This window comes from Aminobacter sp. MDW-2, from assembly GCF_014250155.1.
GTDB lineage: Bacteria > Pseudomonadota > Alphaproteobacteria > Rhizobiales > Rhizobiaceae > Aminobacter > Aminobacter ciceronei.
In genome coordinates, this window is the sequence record NZ_CP060197.1 from 76,575 (window position 1) to 90,509 (window position 13,935).

18 protein-coding genes and 1 pseudogene are annotated in these 13,935 nt (G+C 65.0%); 8 read left to right on the forward strand and 11 right to left on the reverse strand.

What is annotated here, in order from left to right; translation table 11 throughout:
- Positions 1-15: 15 nt before the first annotated feature.
- Entirely contained in the window at positions 16-366 is a 351-nt protein-coding gene (locus H5P29_RS00365; RefSeq protein WP_067965761.1) for a YciI family protein, read from the reverse strand.
- Positions 367-635: 269 nt separating this feature from the next.
- Between H5P29_RS00365 and H5P29_RS00370 the strand changes: the two genes are divergently transcribed.
- A complete protein-coding gene (locus tag H5P29_RS00370) occupies positions 636-1,256 on the forward strand; it encodes a glutathione S-transferase family protein (protein ID WP_154384738.1) in 621 nt (206 codons plus the stop codon).
- 250 nt (positions 1,257-1,506) lie between these two features.
- On the opposite strand, the gene H5P29_RS00375 is transcribed toward H5P29_RS00370, so the two are convergent.
- On the reverse strand, positions 1,507-1,659 hold the full coding sequence (locus H5P29_RS00375; RefSeq protein ID WP_169808285.1) for a hypothetical protein: 153 nt from the start codon (positions 1,657-1,659) through the stop codon (positions 1,507-1,509).
- A 288-nt stretch (positions 1,660-1,947) separates the two neighbouring features.
- Positions 1,948-2,628, reverse strand: coding sequence for a helix-turn-helix transcriptional regulator (locus tag H5P29_RS00380; protein ID WP_067954534.1), 681 nt, complete (start codon positions 2,626-2,628; stop codon positions 1,948-1,950).
- An 85-nt stretch (positions 2,629-2,713) separates the two neighbouring features.
- Between H5P29_RS00380 and H5P29_RS00385 the strand changes: the two genes are divergently transcribed.
- From H5P29_RS00385 to H5P29_RS00395, 3 genes and pseudogenes are all read left to right on the forward strand, one after another.
- Positions 2,714-2,917 (forward strand): DUF1127 domain-containing protein, encoded by a 204-nt coding sequence (locus tag H5P29_RS00385; protein WP_154384703.1) that lies wholly within the window; start codon positions 2,714-2,716, stop codon positions 2,915-2,917.
- A gap of 64 nt (positions 2,918-2,981) precedes the next feature.
- Entirely contained in the window at positions 2,982-3,314 is a 333-nt protein-coding gene (locus H5P29_RS00390) for an NIPSNAP family protein (protein WP_067954537.1), read from the forward strand.
- Positions 3,311-3,635 (forward strand): annotated as a pseudogene (locus H5P29_RS00395) (antibiotic biosynthesis monooxygenase). Before H5P29_RS00390 ends, H5P29_RS00395 begins: the two are co-directional and overlap by 4 nt.
- A gap of 155 nt (positions 3,636-3,790) precedes the next feature.
- Here H5P29_RS00395 and mbfA read toward each other — a convergent pair.
- Positions 3,791-4,774 (reverse strand): iron exporter MbfA, encoded by a 984-nt coding sequence (gene mbfA, locus H5P29_RS00400; RefSeq protein WP_154384702.1) that lies wholly within the window; start codon positions 4,772-4,774, stop codon positions 3,791-3,793.
- A gap of 178 nt (positions 4,775-4,952) precedes the next feature.
- Between mbfA and H5P29_RS00405 the strand changes: the two genes are divergently transcribed.
- Positions 4,953-5,276, forward strand: a complete 324-nt coding sequence (locus H5P29_RS00405; RefSeq protein ID WP_067954543.1) for a hypothetical protein — start codon at positions 4,953-4,955, stop codon at positions 5,274-5,276.
- 213 nt (positions 5,277-5,489) lie between these two features.
- On the opposite strand, the gene H5P29_RS00410 is transcribed toward H5P29_RS00405, so the two are convergent.
- From H5P29_RS00410 to H5P29_RS00430, 5 genes are all read right to left on the reverse strand, one after another.
- Entirely contained in the window at positions 5,490-6,311 is an 822-nt protein-coding gene (locus H5P29_RS00410; protein WP_154384701.1) for a DUF2066 domain-containing protein, read from the reverse strand.
- An 87-nt stretch (positions 6,312-6,398) separates the two neighbouring features.
- Positions 6,399-7,541 (reverse strand): ABC transporter permease, encoded by a 1,143-nt coding sequence (locus H5P29_RS00415; RefSeq protein WP_154384700.1) that lies wholly within the window; start codon positions 7,539-7,541, stop codon positions 6,399-6,401.
- On the reverse strand, positions 7,538-8,455 hold the full coding sequence (locus tag H5P29_RS00420; protein ID WP_067954549.1) for an ABC transporter ATP-binding protein: 918 nt from the start codon (positions 8,453-8,455) through the stop codon (positions 7,538-7,540). The genes H5P29_RS00415 and H5P29_RS00420 overlap by 4 nt, the downstream gene beginning before the upstream one ends.
- Before the next feature lie 70 nt (positions 8,456-8,525).
- Positions 8,526-9,482 (reverse strand): HlyD family secretion protein, encoded by a 957-nt coding sequence (locus H5P29_RS00425; RefSeq protein ID WP_067954551.1) that lies wholly within the window; start codon positions 9,480-9,482, stop codon positions 8,526-8,528.
- The gene (locus H5P29_RS00430; protein ID WP_154384699.1) at positions 9,479-10,162 is read right to left on the reverse strand and encodes a DUF1956 domain-containing protein; all 684 of its coding nucleotides are present in this window, start codon (positions 10,160-10,162) and stop codon (positions 9,479-9,481) included. Before H5P29_RS00430 ends, H5P29_RS00425 begins: the two co-directional genes overlap by 4 nt.
- Before the next feature lie 79 nt (positions 10,163-10,241).
- On the opposite strand from H5P29_RS00430, the gene H5P29_RS00435 reads away from it, so the two are divergent.
- From H5P29_RS00435 to H5P29_RS00445, 3 genes are read left to right on the forward strand one after another with little or no spacing between them, the layout of a single operon-like run.
- Positions 10,242-10,718 carry a CYTH domain-containing protein gene (locus tag H5P29_RS00435; RefSeq protein WP_067954556.1) on the forward strand — a complete coding sequence of 159 codons (477 nt, stop codon included), beginning with the start codon at positions 10,242-10,244 and terminating at the stop codon, positions 10,716-10,718.
- Positions 10,715-11,647, forward strand: coding sequence for a CHAD domain-containing protein (locus tag H5P29_RS00440; RefSeq protein ID WP_154384698.1), 933 nt, complete (start codon positions 10,715-10,717; stop codon positions 11,645-11,647). Before H5P29_RS00435 ends, H5P29_RS00440 begins: the two co-directional genes overlap by 4 nt.
- A 52-nt stretch (positions 11,648-11,699) precedes the next feature.
- Positions 11,700-12,497 carry a YiiX/YebB-like N1pC/P60 family cysteine hydrolase gene (locus H5P29_RS00445; protein WP_067954559.1) on the forward strand — a complete coding sequence of 266 codons (798 nt, stop codon included), beginning with the start codon at positions 11,700-11,702 and terminating at the stop codon, positions 12,495-12,497.
- A gap of 12 nt (positions 12,498-12,509) precedes the next feature.
- Here the strand turns inward: H5P29_RS00445 and H5P29_RS00450 are convergent, their stop codons facing one another.
- Positions 12,510-12,707, reverse strand: a complete 198-nt coding sequence (locus H5P29_RS00450) for a hypothetical protein (RefSeq protein ID WP_067954561.1) — start codon at positions 12,705-12,707, stop codon at positions 12,510-12,512.
- Between the two features lie 24 nt (positions 12,708-12,731).
- Entirely contained in the window at positions 12,732-13,802 is a 1,071-nt protein-coding gene (gene hrcA, locus H5P29_RS00455) for a heat-inducible transcriptional repressor HrcA (RefSeq protein ID WP_067965763.1), read from the reverse strand.
- Positions 13,803-13,935: the final 133 nt, after the last annotated feature.

Genomic DNA, 13,935 nt, shown 5'->3' on the forward strand with positions numbered 1-13,935 from the left:
TAATGGGGAGCCATGCTAGCGGGTTGGCCAGATCGGGCGGACCTCGACGATGCCGTAATTGGCGCTTGGGCAACGCGCCGCCCAGCCGAGCGCGGCGTCAAGGTCCGGCGCCTCGATGATGTAGAAACCGCCGAGTTGCTCCTTGGTCGTGGCGAAAGGGCCGTCGAGCACTTCGGTCTTGCCGTCGCGGACACGGACTGTCGTCGCCGAAGACGCGCCGCGCAGACGCTCGCCCGACACCATGGCTCCGGCTTTGATCAGCGCTTCATTGTAGGCCATGTAGGGCGCGCTCATCTTCTCCTGGTCTTCCGGGCTCGCCGCCGCAAAGGGCGTGTCGTCGTGATGAAGCAGAAGCATGTACTGCATTGTGGTCTCCTGTTGTTCCAGGCCGCGTCGTCGCGGGCCGAACGGAAGTCGCGCCACCTCGACGGATTTCGACAGGCTAGCAGAGTTTTTTTCGGCCGCGCGCCGGTCGAATGCGAAAATCGATCCCGATTAAGGGGATCATGCAGCGCAGCAGGGCCGTAGCGGCTGGACCGGCGAAAAATCGATCCTGGCAAGCGCCTGCCCGCCTTGAGCAGGATGTCGGCGGCATGTCATATCCGAGCGCCGGGGAAGAACGGCTGGGGGCAGAAATGTACAGGCTTTACACACGCGCCGGCAGCGGCGGCTTTGTCGTCGAGGCGGCTTTCGCCCTGGCGGGTGTGCCATTCGAGCGCATCGAGGTGGTCAAGGGCGTCGAGCCCACATCAGAGTTCCGCAAGATCAGCCCGCTTGGCCAGGTGCCGGCGCTGGTGCTGCCCGACGGACAGGCGATGACGGAGTCCGCTGCGATGTGCCAGCTGATCGCCGAACGCCATCCCTACGCCCGGCTGGCACCGTCAGTGGATGCGTCTGGGCGCGCCGACTTCCTGCGCTGGATGGCCTTCCTGACATCGGTGACCTATCCGGCGCTGCTGCGCGAATATTACGCTCATCGCTATACCACGGACGCTCATGGCATCGAGGCGGTGAAGGCAGCCGCAATCGCAGAGGCGGAGCGCAGCTTCGGCGTTGTCGAGGCGGCACTGCAAGACCGGGACTGGCTCGCCGGCACGCATATGTCGATCGCCGACGTCTATCTGCTGATGCTGGCGTACTGGCACCCGGAGCCGGCCAAGCTCGCTCTGGCCTGGCCGAACATCGGGCGCTTGTGCACGGTTCTCAAGGAGGATGCCGTGCTGAAGGAGCTGAACGCCAGCCACGCCATGTGGTGAAGGCGGAACGGCCCGTATGAACGGGCCGATCGGCAAGGCGCCCGCATCCGCAAAGAAGCAGCGCGCCGGTTCGTCATCGTGTCTTGAAGAGCTCGTCTTGAAACAGGCCGGCATTGCGCCGCCGGCGTAGCGAGCAAGCCTTACAGGCGCGTGGCGATGATTGCCTGGCGTTCGCCGCGCAAGGTGGTCGAGCGATGATCGCTGGTCGGCCGCGCGATGCGGCTTTCGTGACGTCCGGTAACGGTCATGATCAGTGGAACGTCACGCGCGACTGAAGCGAGCCGGAGCGGCGCGCGCAGGCAGGTCCCGGGCCGCGCATGTAGTGACGCTCGGGGCGGTAGGTCGGGGCGATGAATTCGCGAAACGCCACAGCGGCGTAAGTGAGGTGGTTCCAGATAGCCATTGTTCTTATCCCTGTCCGCCCGGGGCTCGTCCCGAAACGTGAAAGCGATCATAGCCGGCGGGTGTGAATCTTCGGTGAACGCGATGTTAATCTTCGTGTGAAAATGCGCCCGATCAGGGCTGAATCATGTTTTTTTCTAGGCATTTAGACCGGATCGGGCGGCATTGATTAAGATGTGTCTTTTGCGCCACCGATGTAACGACCAATTGCCGCGAAATTATCCACAGGTTTCGCGGCGCGGTTACATCGCCAGGGGCTGTCAGCGGCGTGGCTGCGACGGATCGGGCGTCAGGAGAGGAACAGCTTCTCGAAAGCCTTGCGTCCCGGCGGGGTGAATTCGACGACGCGGCTGCCTGTTGGGCGGCGCGCCCATTTCTCAGCGAGGATCTTGTCGAGGATCGCAGTGCCGAGCGATCCCGCCAGATGCGAACGCCTGACGCTCCAGTCGAGGCAGGCGCGGCACATCGGCCGGCGCGAGGCGCCGAGCGTCGCGGTATCGATACCGATGGCGGCGAAGAAACCCTGGCCCGCCGGGCCGAGCCTGATCTCCTCGTCGTCGCGGACGATGATCTCTTGGGCAATGAGGCGGTCGAACATCGCCACTGCATGGTCGCCGGCGAGATGGTCGTAGCAGACGCGGGCTTCGCGCATCGACTTGTCGCGTGGGCCCGGACGCGCGCGCCTGGGCCCGGAATGGGCGGCGACGCCGCTGATCGCCTCGATCATGTTGGCGACCTCGGCACCTGACAACGCGTAGTAGCGATGCCTGCCCTGGCTCGCCACCGTCAGCAGCTTGCCGTCCATCAACTTGGCGAGATGCGAACTGGCCGTCGGCAGCGACACGCCGGCTTCGAGCGCCAGCTCGCTGGCTGTCAGCGCGCCGCCATCCATCAGCGCGGTCAGCATGTTGGCGCGCGCCGGGTCGCCGACAAGGCTGGCGATGCGGGCGATATCGGGACCTTCTTTCATGGCGCTTCTACCTCCATGGTTCGATGCTAGTCGAAGCATTCTCGCCAGGCAAGGCGTAGTCTCCGACCAGACAGAGGAGTGAGCCATGACGACGAGAAGCGAATTCGCCACCACGCCGAGACGCCTGCCGCTGGATGCGCTCAGCCGGGTGCTGGCGTTCCTGTTCCGCGGCTACGACAGGCATCTGCAACGGCTCGACCTTTCCCAACTGACCGACGAACAGCTCGACGACATCGGGCTCAGCCGCCGCCAGGCGACACGTGAAGCCGCAAAACCCTTCTGGCGCTAGCACGCGACCTCGGCCCGATGCTTCGACGCCGGCCGAACCATTGCCAACACTTCCGGAGACAAAGATGACCATCACCTGCTTCATCCGCTACGAGATCGACCCGTTCGGCAAAGCGGCTTTCGAGGCCTATGCCCGCAACTGGGGCCAGGCGATCCCGCGCTGCGGAGCAGACCTCGTCGGCTACTTCGCCCCACATGAGGGTTCGGCGACGACGGCCTACGGCGTCTACAACATTGACAACCTGGCGGCCTACGAAGCCTATCGGGCACGGCTCGCCGCCGACCCGCTGGGGCGTGAGAACTATGAATTTGCGCGCCGCGAAAAGTTCATCCTCAAGGAGGATCGCATCTTTCTGAAGCTGGCGTCGGGGCCGCATGCGCCACTGGTGAAGCCATGATCGCCGTGATCTTCGAGGTGGAGCCGGCGGAGGGCCGGCGCGACGCCTATCTCGGCATCGCCGCCGACCTCCGTCCGCTGCTCCAGAGCATCGACGGCTTCCTGTCGATCGAGCGGTTCCAGAGCCTGGCCGATCCGAAGCAGCTTTTGTCGCTGTCGTTCTGGCGCGACGAGGAAGCGGTGGAGGCCTGGCGCAACACCGAGGAACACAGGCAGGCGCAGATGGCAGGGCGCGGCGCTGCGCATTGCCCATGTCGTGCGCGATTACGGGCTGAACGAGCGGGCGGAAGCGCCGGGGGATAGTCGGGACGTGCATGGGTAGGTCAGGCTCCTTCGCGCCCCCTCTATCCATGACCGAATACGCTACCCCTAATCGCCTGCAGGACCTTCTCCCCGTAAGGACGGGATACGGCCGCAACGCCGACGGCCCCTCCCCCCTTCCTTCACGGGGAAAGGGTGATGGGCAACGCCCAGGCATCACGCATTGCCGATCAGCACACCCGCCGCGAAGACCAGCGCGCCGCCGAGCACGACCTGGAAGGCCGCGCGCAGGAACGGCGTCTCCATGAAGCGGTTCTGGATGAAGGCTATGGCCCAGAGCTCGAAGAAGACAATGATGGCGGCGACCGTTGTGGCGGTCCAGAAATGTGGAATGAGATAGGGCAGAGCATGGCCGAGGCCGCCGACTGCGGTCATGATGCCCGAGGCAAGACCACGCTTGAGCGGCGAGCCGCGACCGGACAGTTTGCCATCGTCATGGGCGGCTTCGGTGAACCCCATCGAGATGCCGGCGCCGACCGAGGCGGACAGGCCGATGAGGAAGGTCTGCCAGGTGTCCTGGGTGGCGAAGGCGGCGGCGAAGATCGGCGCCAGCGTCGACACCGATCCGTCCATCAGCCCGGCTAGGCCCGGCTGGACATAGGTCAGGATGAACTGGCGACGTTCGCCAGCCAGCTCCTCGTCCTTGACGTCCTTGGGCACCAGCTTGTCGCCGAGACGCTGGGCGAGCGTTTCGTGCCCCTGCTCCGCCGCAGCAAGATCGCCGAGCAGCTTGCGGGTCGAGGCGTCGCTCGTCCGCTTCATCGCCTCGATGTAGAAGCGGTAGGCCTGGCGTTCCATGTCCTCTGCCTGGTCGCGGACCTTGTCGATGCCGAGAGGACGCACCAGCCAGTCCGGCTTGCGCTCGTAATAGCCGCGGACATGCTCGCGGCGGATCAACGGTATGCGCTCGCCGAAACGGGCCCGATGCAGTTCGATGAGTGCGGCGCGGTGGCCGTCCTCCTCCTCGGCCATGGCGTCGAACACCTTGGCCGATTGCGGAAACGCGTCGCGCAAGCCGTCGGCATAGGCGCGATAAATGCGGCCGTCATCCTCCTCCGACGAAATGGCGAGAGCCAGGATCTCCTGCTCGGACAAGGAATCGAAGGCGCGGCGGCCGAAGCCGAAGACACGGGACAACATCTGCGAATCTTCCAGTTTAGAATGATTCTAAACTAGGTGTTCGACGCCTCCCGGTCAATGCGCGCTTACCCCAGGTATGATCTATTTGCCGCATGCCAAATCAGGTGCGACAGCGCGCCTTGTTATAGGGGAATGTGTGGCTATATAGCCTAATCTCACCTGATAGAAGGAATGCACAATGGCGGCCAAGCAGCAGGCGCATCACATCGACCCCAAGCCCGTGCTCGAGCTGATCGCCAGCATCGAAGCAGACCTCGCCCGCCTCAAGGGCATGCTCGAACCGCAGCCGGAACAGTTCGACCCGGCCAACCCGCACAACAAGACCTGCGACGGCAAGCTGACGCCCGACGGCGTCGAATGCTGCTACCGCATGTTCGACGAGGGCAAGTCGCGCTACTCGGTGTCCCAGGCGATGAAGATCTCGTTCGCGGCGGCGACGCACAGGTTCAATGCGTGGCGCAAGGCTGGTGGCGAGAAGCGGGTCAGGTCGCTGATGGGGTGAGGAGTGTTGGCCGCAGGCCAAGAAAAGCCAACGATCTGGCTTTTCCAACGACGAACGCCCGGAGCCCATAGCGGAGGGCCAAGTCTCTTCGCCAAGCACCCCTCTCCGGGCGCTACACGGCCACCTCTCCCATTTCGTGAGGGAGAGGAATCGCCAACCTCATAGGCGCGGCCTCGCAGACCCGGAGCGCCCCGCCTCTACAAGGCGGCGCCACTACGGCGCCTCATGCCCCGACAGCACCTGCGCGGCGCCTGAGACGGCGTTGCGGAAGGCGTCATCGAAGCCGACGCCTGAAATGCCCCAGCGCGTGGCGGGCGACGCGTCGGCGATGCGCCATTCGGCGACCCAGCCGGCAGGCTTGCTGTTCCAGACGATGGTGCCGACAAGCGCCCGCTCGCCGCCGGCCATGCGGGCCAGGGTGCCGAGGCGCGCCGGATCGGCTTTCGCGAGGGTCGAAGCCGAAAGCCCCGCGTGCATCAACTGTTGCTGCGACGGCAGCAGAAGCGGCAAGGCTGCCTTGTCGGCGGCGCTGACGAGTGCTGCGCGCATGTCTTCATCGCGCGGGGCAATGCTGTCGCTGGCCAGCATGCTGGCCCTCCCCTTCATGTCGAGGGCGCCGATGACGGCGACAAGTCTTGGACGCTTGAGCCAAGGTTTGTGGTCGAACGACTTCAGGAAGGCGTCGAGCTTTGTGCGGTCGAAGACGCAGGTCAGGTCGTGCGGGCGGTCGTAGCTGCCCTGCTCGTCATGAATAGGTGTGCCACTCATGCGGTCGCGGAAGCTGTGGCTGGCGATCAGCTCGCCGGCATGCGCGGCTTGTTTGGCAAGGCGCGGCTCATTGAGCAGCCTGCTGTCGCCGGTGACCCGGACCACGACATTGCGCAGGCAATTGGCAAAACCGATGTCGCGCCGCTCGGGCGCGGTGCCGCTGGTGATCGTGCCAACGGAATAGAGGTCGTCGGCCCTCGCCTGGCCGACGCCAGCGAAAAGCAGCAGGAGCGCTGTCAGCGCGTTGCGTAGTCCGCCGCGAAGCATGTGCCGCACCTTCAGCCGGGAGCAGGCAGCCTAGCAGAGCCATGGGCGGCGCAAAAGCTCATGCCACAAGGCAGCTGCCAGACCTTCTCAGTCCAGAGTGCGGCGGAAGCGGAACAGGGCCAGCCCAGCGAATACGGCAACGAACAGGCCGAGAATGCCGACTTCGACGGCGATGGCCGGCAGCTCTGCGCCCTTCAGCATGACGGCGCGGATGATGCGCAGGAAATGCGTCAGCGGCAGGATCTCGCCCAGCGCCTGGGCCCAGCCGGGCATGCCGCGATAGGGGAACATGAAACCCGACAGCAGGATCGACGGCAGGAAGAAGAAGAAGGTCAGCTGCATCGCCTGCATCTGGGTGCGGGCAATCGTCGAGATGGTGTAGCCGAGCAGCACCAGCGCCAGCACGAAGACCAGGATCGCCGACAGAAGCAACGACAGCGAGCCGATGAACGGGATGGCAAACAGCAGCTTGGAGGCGACCAGCACCACCGTCACCTGCACCGCGCCGACGACAAGATAGGGCAAGACCTTGCCGAGCATGATCTCGGCCGGGCTCGCCGGCATGGCGAGCAGATTTTCCATCGTGCCGCGCTCGGTTTCGCGGGTCAGTGCCATCGATGTCATCATCACCATGGTCATCTGCAGGATGACGCCGAGCAGGCCGGGCACGATGTTGTATTGCGAGATGCCCTCGGGATTGTAGCGGCGATGGACGACGACCTCGAGCTGCCCCTTGGCGGTCTCGGCGGAAGACGCTTCCATGCCCTGGGCCCTGAGCAGCGCCTGGTTGGCCACCGTGCCCAGCGTAGACACAGCACCGCTGGAGGCCGAGGGATCGGTGGCGTCGGCCTCGATCAGGATCTGCGGCGCGTCGCCGGCCGCCACCCGGCGGCCGAAATCGGCTGGGATGGTGACGACGAAGGCAACCTCGCCGCTGGCCATAAGCTCCTCGGCCTCGGCGGCGGTATGGGCGATGTGGTCGAAGCGGTAGTAGTTGGTGTTCTGCAGCGCCGAGACCATGGCCCGCGTGTACTGGTCGTTGCTGGTGGCGAGCAGTGCCGCGGGCAGGCTCTTGGGGTCGCTGTTGATGGCGAAGCCGAACAACACCAGCTGCATCAGCGGCACGCCGAGCATCATGGCAAAGGTGATGCGGTCACGCCGCATCTGGATGAATTCCTTGGTCAGCAGCGCACCGAGCCGCGCAAAGGAAAAGAAGCCGTTGGCGGTCATGACATATTGTCCCTGGAAGCGGCCATGAACTGGATGAAGACGTCTTCGAGGCTGGTTTCGCCCGGCGCGACGGTCACGCCTTCACGGCTGCCGATGTCGGCAAGGGCTGCCTCGAGCTTCTGCCTGTCTGAGCCGACGACATGAAGCGTCGCGCCGAAGGGGGCGACCTGCTCGACGCCGGGCCGGCCTTCAAGCGCGGAGGCGATCTGGTCGAGCCGCGGGCCCGAGACGACGAAAGTTGTCAGCCCGGCATTGCGCACGACCTCCTCGACGGTGCCCGACGCCAGCATCTTGCCATAGGAGATGTAGCTGATGCGGTGGCAGCGCTCGGCCTCGTCCATGTAGTGGGTGGAGACGAGCACGGTGAGCCCGCCGCGCGCCAGGCGGTGGATCTCGTCCCAGAATTCGCGCCGCGCCTTGGGGTCGACGCCGGCGGTGGGTTCGTCGAGCAGAAGCAGCTTCGGCTTGTGCATGATACAGGCGGCGAGTGCCAGGCGCTGCTTCCAGCCGCCCGACAGCGTGCCGGCAAGCTGGTTACGGCGCGTGGTCAGACCGAGCTCTTCGAGGGTTCGGGCGACATGCTCCTCGACAGGTCTGAGCTTGTAGAGCCGGGCAACGAATTCGAGGTTCTCGCCGATCGTCAGGTCCTCGTAGAACGAGAACTTCTGCGTCATGTAGCCGACTTCGCGCTTGATCTTGAGGCTGTCGCTGCGCAAGTCGTAGCCCAGCACCTGGCCCTCGCCCTCGTCGGGCGTCAGCAGGCCGCACATGATGCGAATGGTGGTTGTCTTGCCCGAGCCGTTGGGCCCGAGGAAGCCGACGATCTCGCCTTCGGCGACGGTCATGGTGACATGGTCGACGACGGTCTTGTCGCCGAAGCGCTTGACGAGGTTGGTGACTTCGATGGCGTTCATGGGTGCCGTAGACAAGGCAGTAAGTGAATAGGGCAACAGGGCTGCAACGCGCCTGGCCTGCCCTACTGCCTTACTCCCCTGCTCCCTTCTCCAGTGCCACATCGACGATCTGGCCCGGCTGCAGCGCCGAGTTGGCGCCTTCAGGGCGCGCCTCGACGAGGTAGACGAGCTTCTGCCGGTTCTCGAGCGAGTAGATGACCGGCGGGGTGAATTCGGGATCGGGCGAGACGTAGCTGACCTTGGCGGTGAGCCCGTCGGCGCAGCCGTCGCAGCGTACGGCAAGGCGGGTGCCGACATGAACGGAGGAAAACGCGCGCTCCGGGATGAACAAGGTCAGCTTGACCGCGCCGTCGGGCAGCACCGACAGCACCGGCGAGGACGGGCCGGCGGTGTCGCCGGCATTGCGGATGACGTCGTTGATGCGGCCGGCGGCGGGTGCGGTCAGCGTGCGCTTGGACAGCCGCCACTCTGCCTGGCCGAGCGCTGAGCGGGCCTGCTCGACCTGCTTTTCGGCGGCCTTGATCACCTCGCTGCGGGCCGGCAGGCGGCCGACGGCGAGATTGGCTGTGGCCTGTCCAAAGGCCGCCTGGGCGACCTCGAGCTTGGTCGTCGCGTCGTCGAGCTGGGCCTGGGTGGCAATCGAACGTCGGGCGAGATCCTGGGTACGGGTCAGGCTGCGCTGGGCATCGTCGGCCTGGGCCTGGCTGGAGCGCACGGCTGCCTCGAGGGCGGCGATCTCGTCGGGACGCTTGCCGATCTTGAGGTCGGCGAGCTGCGCCTCTGCCTGGGCAAGGGCTGCCTCGGCCTGGGTCACCGCGATCCTGGCGTCGCCGCTTTCCAGCGTGACGACGGGCTTGCCTGCCTCGACGCGGTCGCCGCGGCGGACGGAGACGGTTTCAACCTGCGCCACCTCGATGGGAGCGAGCTGGACATAGTCGCCCTCGACATAACCGACGGCCAGAGGTGCCGGGCCGGCACAGGCCGAAAACAGCTGTGCGGCAAAGGGTATGGAACACAGAACACTCATGGCTTTCCTGCCTTTCGCGCAGCGATGATGACTGCGACGTTTTCCCTGGCGATGCCGATGACCTTGCCGACTTCGGCGGGGCCGATGTCGACCCAGCCCATCCGGCGCAGGACCGCGGCGCGGGCGATGCGGAAGTAGACGACCTGGCCGATCATCATGAAGACGCTGATCCTGACGCGCTCACTCTCGGCCTCCTCGCCGGTGGCGGCGGCCCAGAGGTGACACAGCCTGCGGTGCACCGGCTCAAACACGCCGGTGTAGATACGGTCGAGCGCATCGGTCGGCGTCGACAGCTCGCGCAGCACGAATTGGACGATCTCGCCAGCCTCGGGGCGGGCGACCATGAAACCGACCATGCGCTCTACCGCCGCCTCGATCTGGGACTCGGCCTCTTCGGCGGAGACTACTTGCGGCTGGGCCAGCCCGGTATTGCCGAGCGCCTGGCTGGCGATCGCCTGGATGGTCGCCACGACATGGTCGGCTGCGGCCAGCCTCAGCCCTTCCTTGCCGCCGAAATGATAGGCGATCGAGCCAATATTGGCATTGGCTGCGGTGGCTATCTCGCGCGTCGAGGTGCCGTCGAAGCCCTGGCGGCCAAACAGTTTCAGGGCAGCCATCACCAGGGCCAGGCGGGTGGCGTCGGCTGCGGAGGGATTTTGCGGGGTTTGTGTCTTGCTCATTTCGGCGATTTAATCAATCGATTGATTAAAGTCAAATGAAATGTTGCACCGGCTGTCGGGCCGCGCTTTATTGGCGCCCATGGCCAAGGAAGTCGAACGCAAGTTCCTCGTGAACGGACAGGAGTGGCGAAGCCTTGTCGAAGGCAGGATCCGCATCCGCCAGTTCTATCTCGCCTCGAATACGGGCCGCTCCGTGCGGCTGCGCATCTCCGATGGCGAAGTGGCGACGCTGACGCTGAAATTCGGCTCCAGGGGTCGCGTGCGCGACGAATTCGAGTATCAGGTGCCCCTCGCCGAGGCCGAGGAGATGATGGATTTTGCCATCGGCCGTGTCATCGAGAAGACACGTCACCATGTTAGCCATCGTGGCCGCCTCTATGAGATCGACGTTTTCGGAGGCGAACTGAGGGGGCTGATCATCGCGGAACTCGAGACGCCGGAGGATGTTCCGGCATCCGAACTACCGGCTTGGCTCGGCCGCGAGGTGACCGGCGATCCGCGCTACTACAATGCGTCGCTTGCCCACAGCGACGACGTCCCGGAGGCCGTTGCATGAGCTTTCGCATCGATCCGCGCCTGGCGCTTACCGGCGAGGTCCGCCGTATCGCCGGCGAAGAGATCGAGAAGATCGCCGCCCATCTGGTCACCGCCCGCGACAATCCCGACAAGGCGCTGCACAAGGCGCGCAGGCGGCTCAAGGCGCTGCGCGCGCTGCTGCACCTGGTGTGGCCGGGCGACGAGGCCTTCTGCCGCGCGGAGAACGACCGCTACCGCGCCATCTCGACCTCGATCGCGGCACCACGGCAGGCGACCGCGCTGATCGAAACCATCGACCGGCTGGCTGAGGATTTCGCCGAGTACGCCGCAGACGCCGGGCTGATCGCAATCCGCGCCATGCTGGTGCGCCATCGCGCGCAGGCAGCCCATGGCGATGCAGGCCTGGACGCCGTACTCGACACGGCAATCGGCGAATGCCAGGCAGGTTTCGAAGCGCTGCAGTCCCTCGCTCTGCCCGACCTGCCGGAGAATGCCGCCGACGTCCTGGCCGACGGCGCCTTGGCGACGCTGAGGCGGGCGCGCAAGGCGCTGCAGCAATCCCGCGAGCGCGGCGAAGCGGATGATTTTCATGAGCTGCGCAAGGCGGTGAAGCGGCATGCCGCACACCTGTCCCTGCTGCGCAAGCTGTGGCCCTCGCCGGTCAAGCCGCGCCGCGAGCGCGTCGAAGCGCTCGGCGAAAGCCTGGGCGAGTTGCACGACGTGTTCGTTATGCGCCAGCTGATCGAGGCCGGCGAAAAGCCATTCGACGGCCTGGAACCGAAACAGCTGGTCAGGCTGCTCAAGCGCTCGGAGAAAGCGCTGCGCAAGCTGTGCCTCGCTGACGCCGCCGAACTGTTCGAGGACAAGCCACGGCGCACGGTGCGCAGGCTGGCCAAGAAGGTCCGCGACGACCTCGGCGGAACCTTGGCGGAAACTGAAGCCGACTAGCTGTTTGCCCCGCTGGCATCGCCGGCCCGGCTCATGTTACGTCCTGTGCGTCATGACGCAAAAGACCGACACCCTGCTCGACCGTCTCGGCCGCTGGCTCGCCTCCCGGCTGCAGGTCGAATCCTCCGGCTACGAGCCTTACACACCTTCCGACCCGGACACGCTGCGGCGAACGCTGGAGCCCGGCGACATCCTTCTGATCGAAGGCAACCAGCGTATTTCGGCCGTCATCAAGTATCTGACGCAGTCGACCTGGTCGCATTCTGCACTCTATATCGGCGACGCGCTGCCAGAGCCGACGGACGGATCGGAGCGGCCGCGGCTGATCGAGGTCAATCTCGGAGAAGGCTGCGTTGCCGTGCCGCTGTCGAAATACCGCACCTACAACACCCGCATCTGCCGGGCCAACGGCCTGTCACCGGAGGATCGCGACCATGTCGTCAGGTTCATGGTGCAAAGGCTCGGGCTGAAATACGACCTCAAGAACATCACCGACATGCTGCGCTACTTCATTCCGCGGCCGCCGGTGCCCGTGCGCTGGCGCCGCCGCATGCTGGCCTTCGGTTCCGGCGACCCGACACGCGCCATCTGCTCGACGATGATCGCGCAGGCCTATGGTGAGATCCGCTATCCAATCCTGCCCGAGATCACCCGCGCCCCCGGCCGCGCTTCGGCGCAGTCGACCTACATGCGCCAGGAGATCATGCACATCCGCCACCACTCGCTCTACACGCCGCGCGACTTCGACCTGTCGCCCTATTTCCGCATCGTCAAACCAACGCTGGAATATGGCTTCGACTACCGGCAGGTGACATGGGGCGAGCAGGACAAGGCCAGCAAAGGGGCGTGATCGCCCGACTGCTCATTCTTCCTGTTCGGAAAAATCGTCATCGAGGCGCTTTTCGAGGTCGACGAGGTCCTTGGGCAGCGGCAGGCCCTGGGCGCGCAACTCGGAGAGCTTCTCGCGCAGCTGTTCCTGCAACTCGTGTGAATCCTCGGGCTGGTTGACCATTTCCTGGAGCAGCACGGCTATCTGGGCCTTGATCTGTTCGAGTGCCATGGTCCGGTTCTCCGCAGTTTCAGCTCACCTCAGCATGCGCGAAATCAGCTGCGCCGTATAGTCGACCATCGGCACGATGCGGGCATAATTGAGCCGGGTCGGTCCGATGACGCCGAGCGCGCCGACCACGCGAGCGTCCTTGTCGCGATAGGGCGCGACGACCAGCGACGAGCCGGACAGCGAAAACAGCCGGTTTTCCGAGCCGATGAAGATGCGCACGCCCGAGCCTTCCTCGGCGAGGTCGAGCAACTGGATCAGCCCGTCCTGGGTTTCCATGTCCTCGAACAGGTGCTTGAGCAGTTCGATGTCGGCCTGGGCGGTGACGTTTTCGAGCAGATTGGCGCGGCCGCGCACGATCAGGCGCGCCGGCAGGCCGCTCTCGGCGCCGGCCCAGACGGCGAGACCCTTTTCGACGAGGTCCTGCGACAGCGTGTCGAGGGCTGCCTTGGTCTCGTCCTTGATACGGGCGATCTCCAGCCGGGCCTCGGCAAGGGTACGGCCTCGAATATGGGCATTCAGGAAGTTCGACGCTTCGTGCAGTTGCGAAACGGTGACGCCGAGCGGCAGCTCGACGACACGGTTCTCGACATCGCCATTCTGCGACACCAGCACGGCGAGCGCCTTGGTCGGTTCGAGCTGGATGAACTCGATGTGCTTGAGCGCGACCTCGTTCTTGGCGGCGAGGACGAGGCCTGCGCCGCGCGACATGCCCGACAGCATCTGGCTCGCCTCGGTCAGCATGTGCTCCAGCGTGGCGCCCTCGCCCGAAGCCTTGACCTGCGCCTCGATCGTCCGGCGTTCGTCGTCAGGCAGATCGCCAAGCTCCATGAAGGCGTCGACGAAGAACCTGAGCCCCTTTTGCGTCGGCAGGCGGCCGGCGGAGATGTGCGGCGCGTAGACGAGGCCGAGCTGCTCGAGATCGCTCATCACGTTGCGGACGGTCGCCGGCGACAGCGACGACGGCAGCATGCGCGACAGGTTACGCGAGCCCACGGGCTCGCCATCCCTGAGATAGGAATCGACGATGCGCCGGAAGATGTCACGCGACCGCATATCGAGCGATTGCAGCGTGGGATCGGGTACCGCTTTGGTCATCTGCTTCATGGTCTCCGTCCAAAATGATATAGACCGCATGGCCGCGAACACAACAGCTCCAGCCACGGAACCGGTTTTCCTTTGCGCTGGTCCGGCCATGGGGCTACAAGCCGGCAACAATTTCCGATTTCGC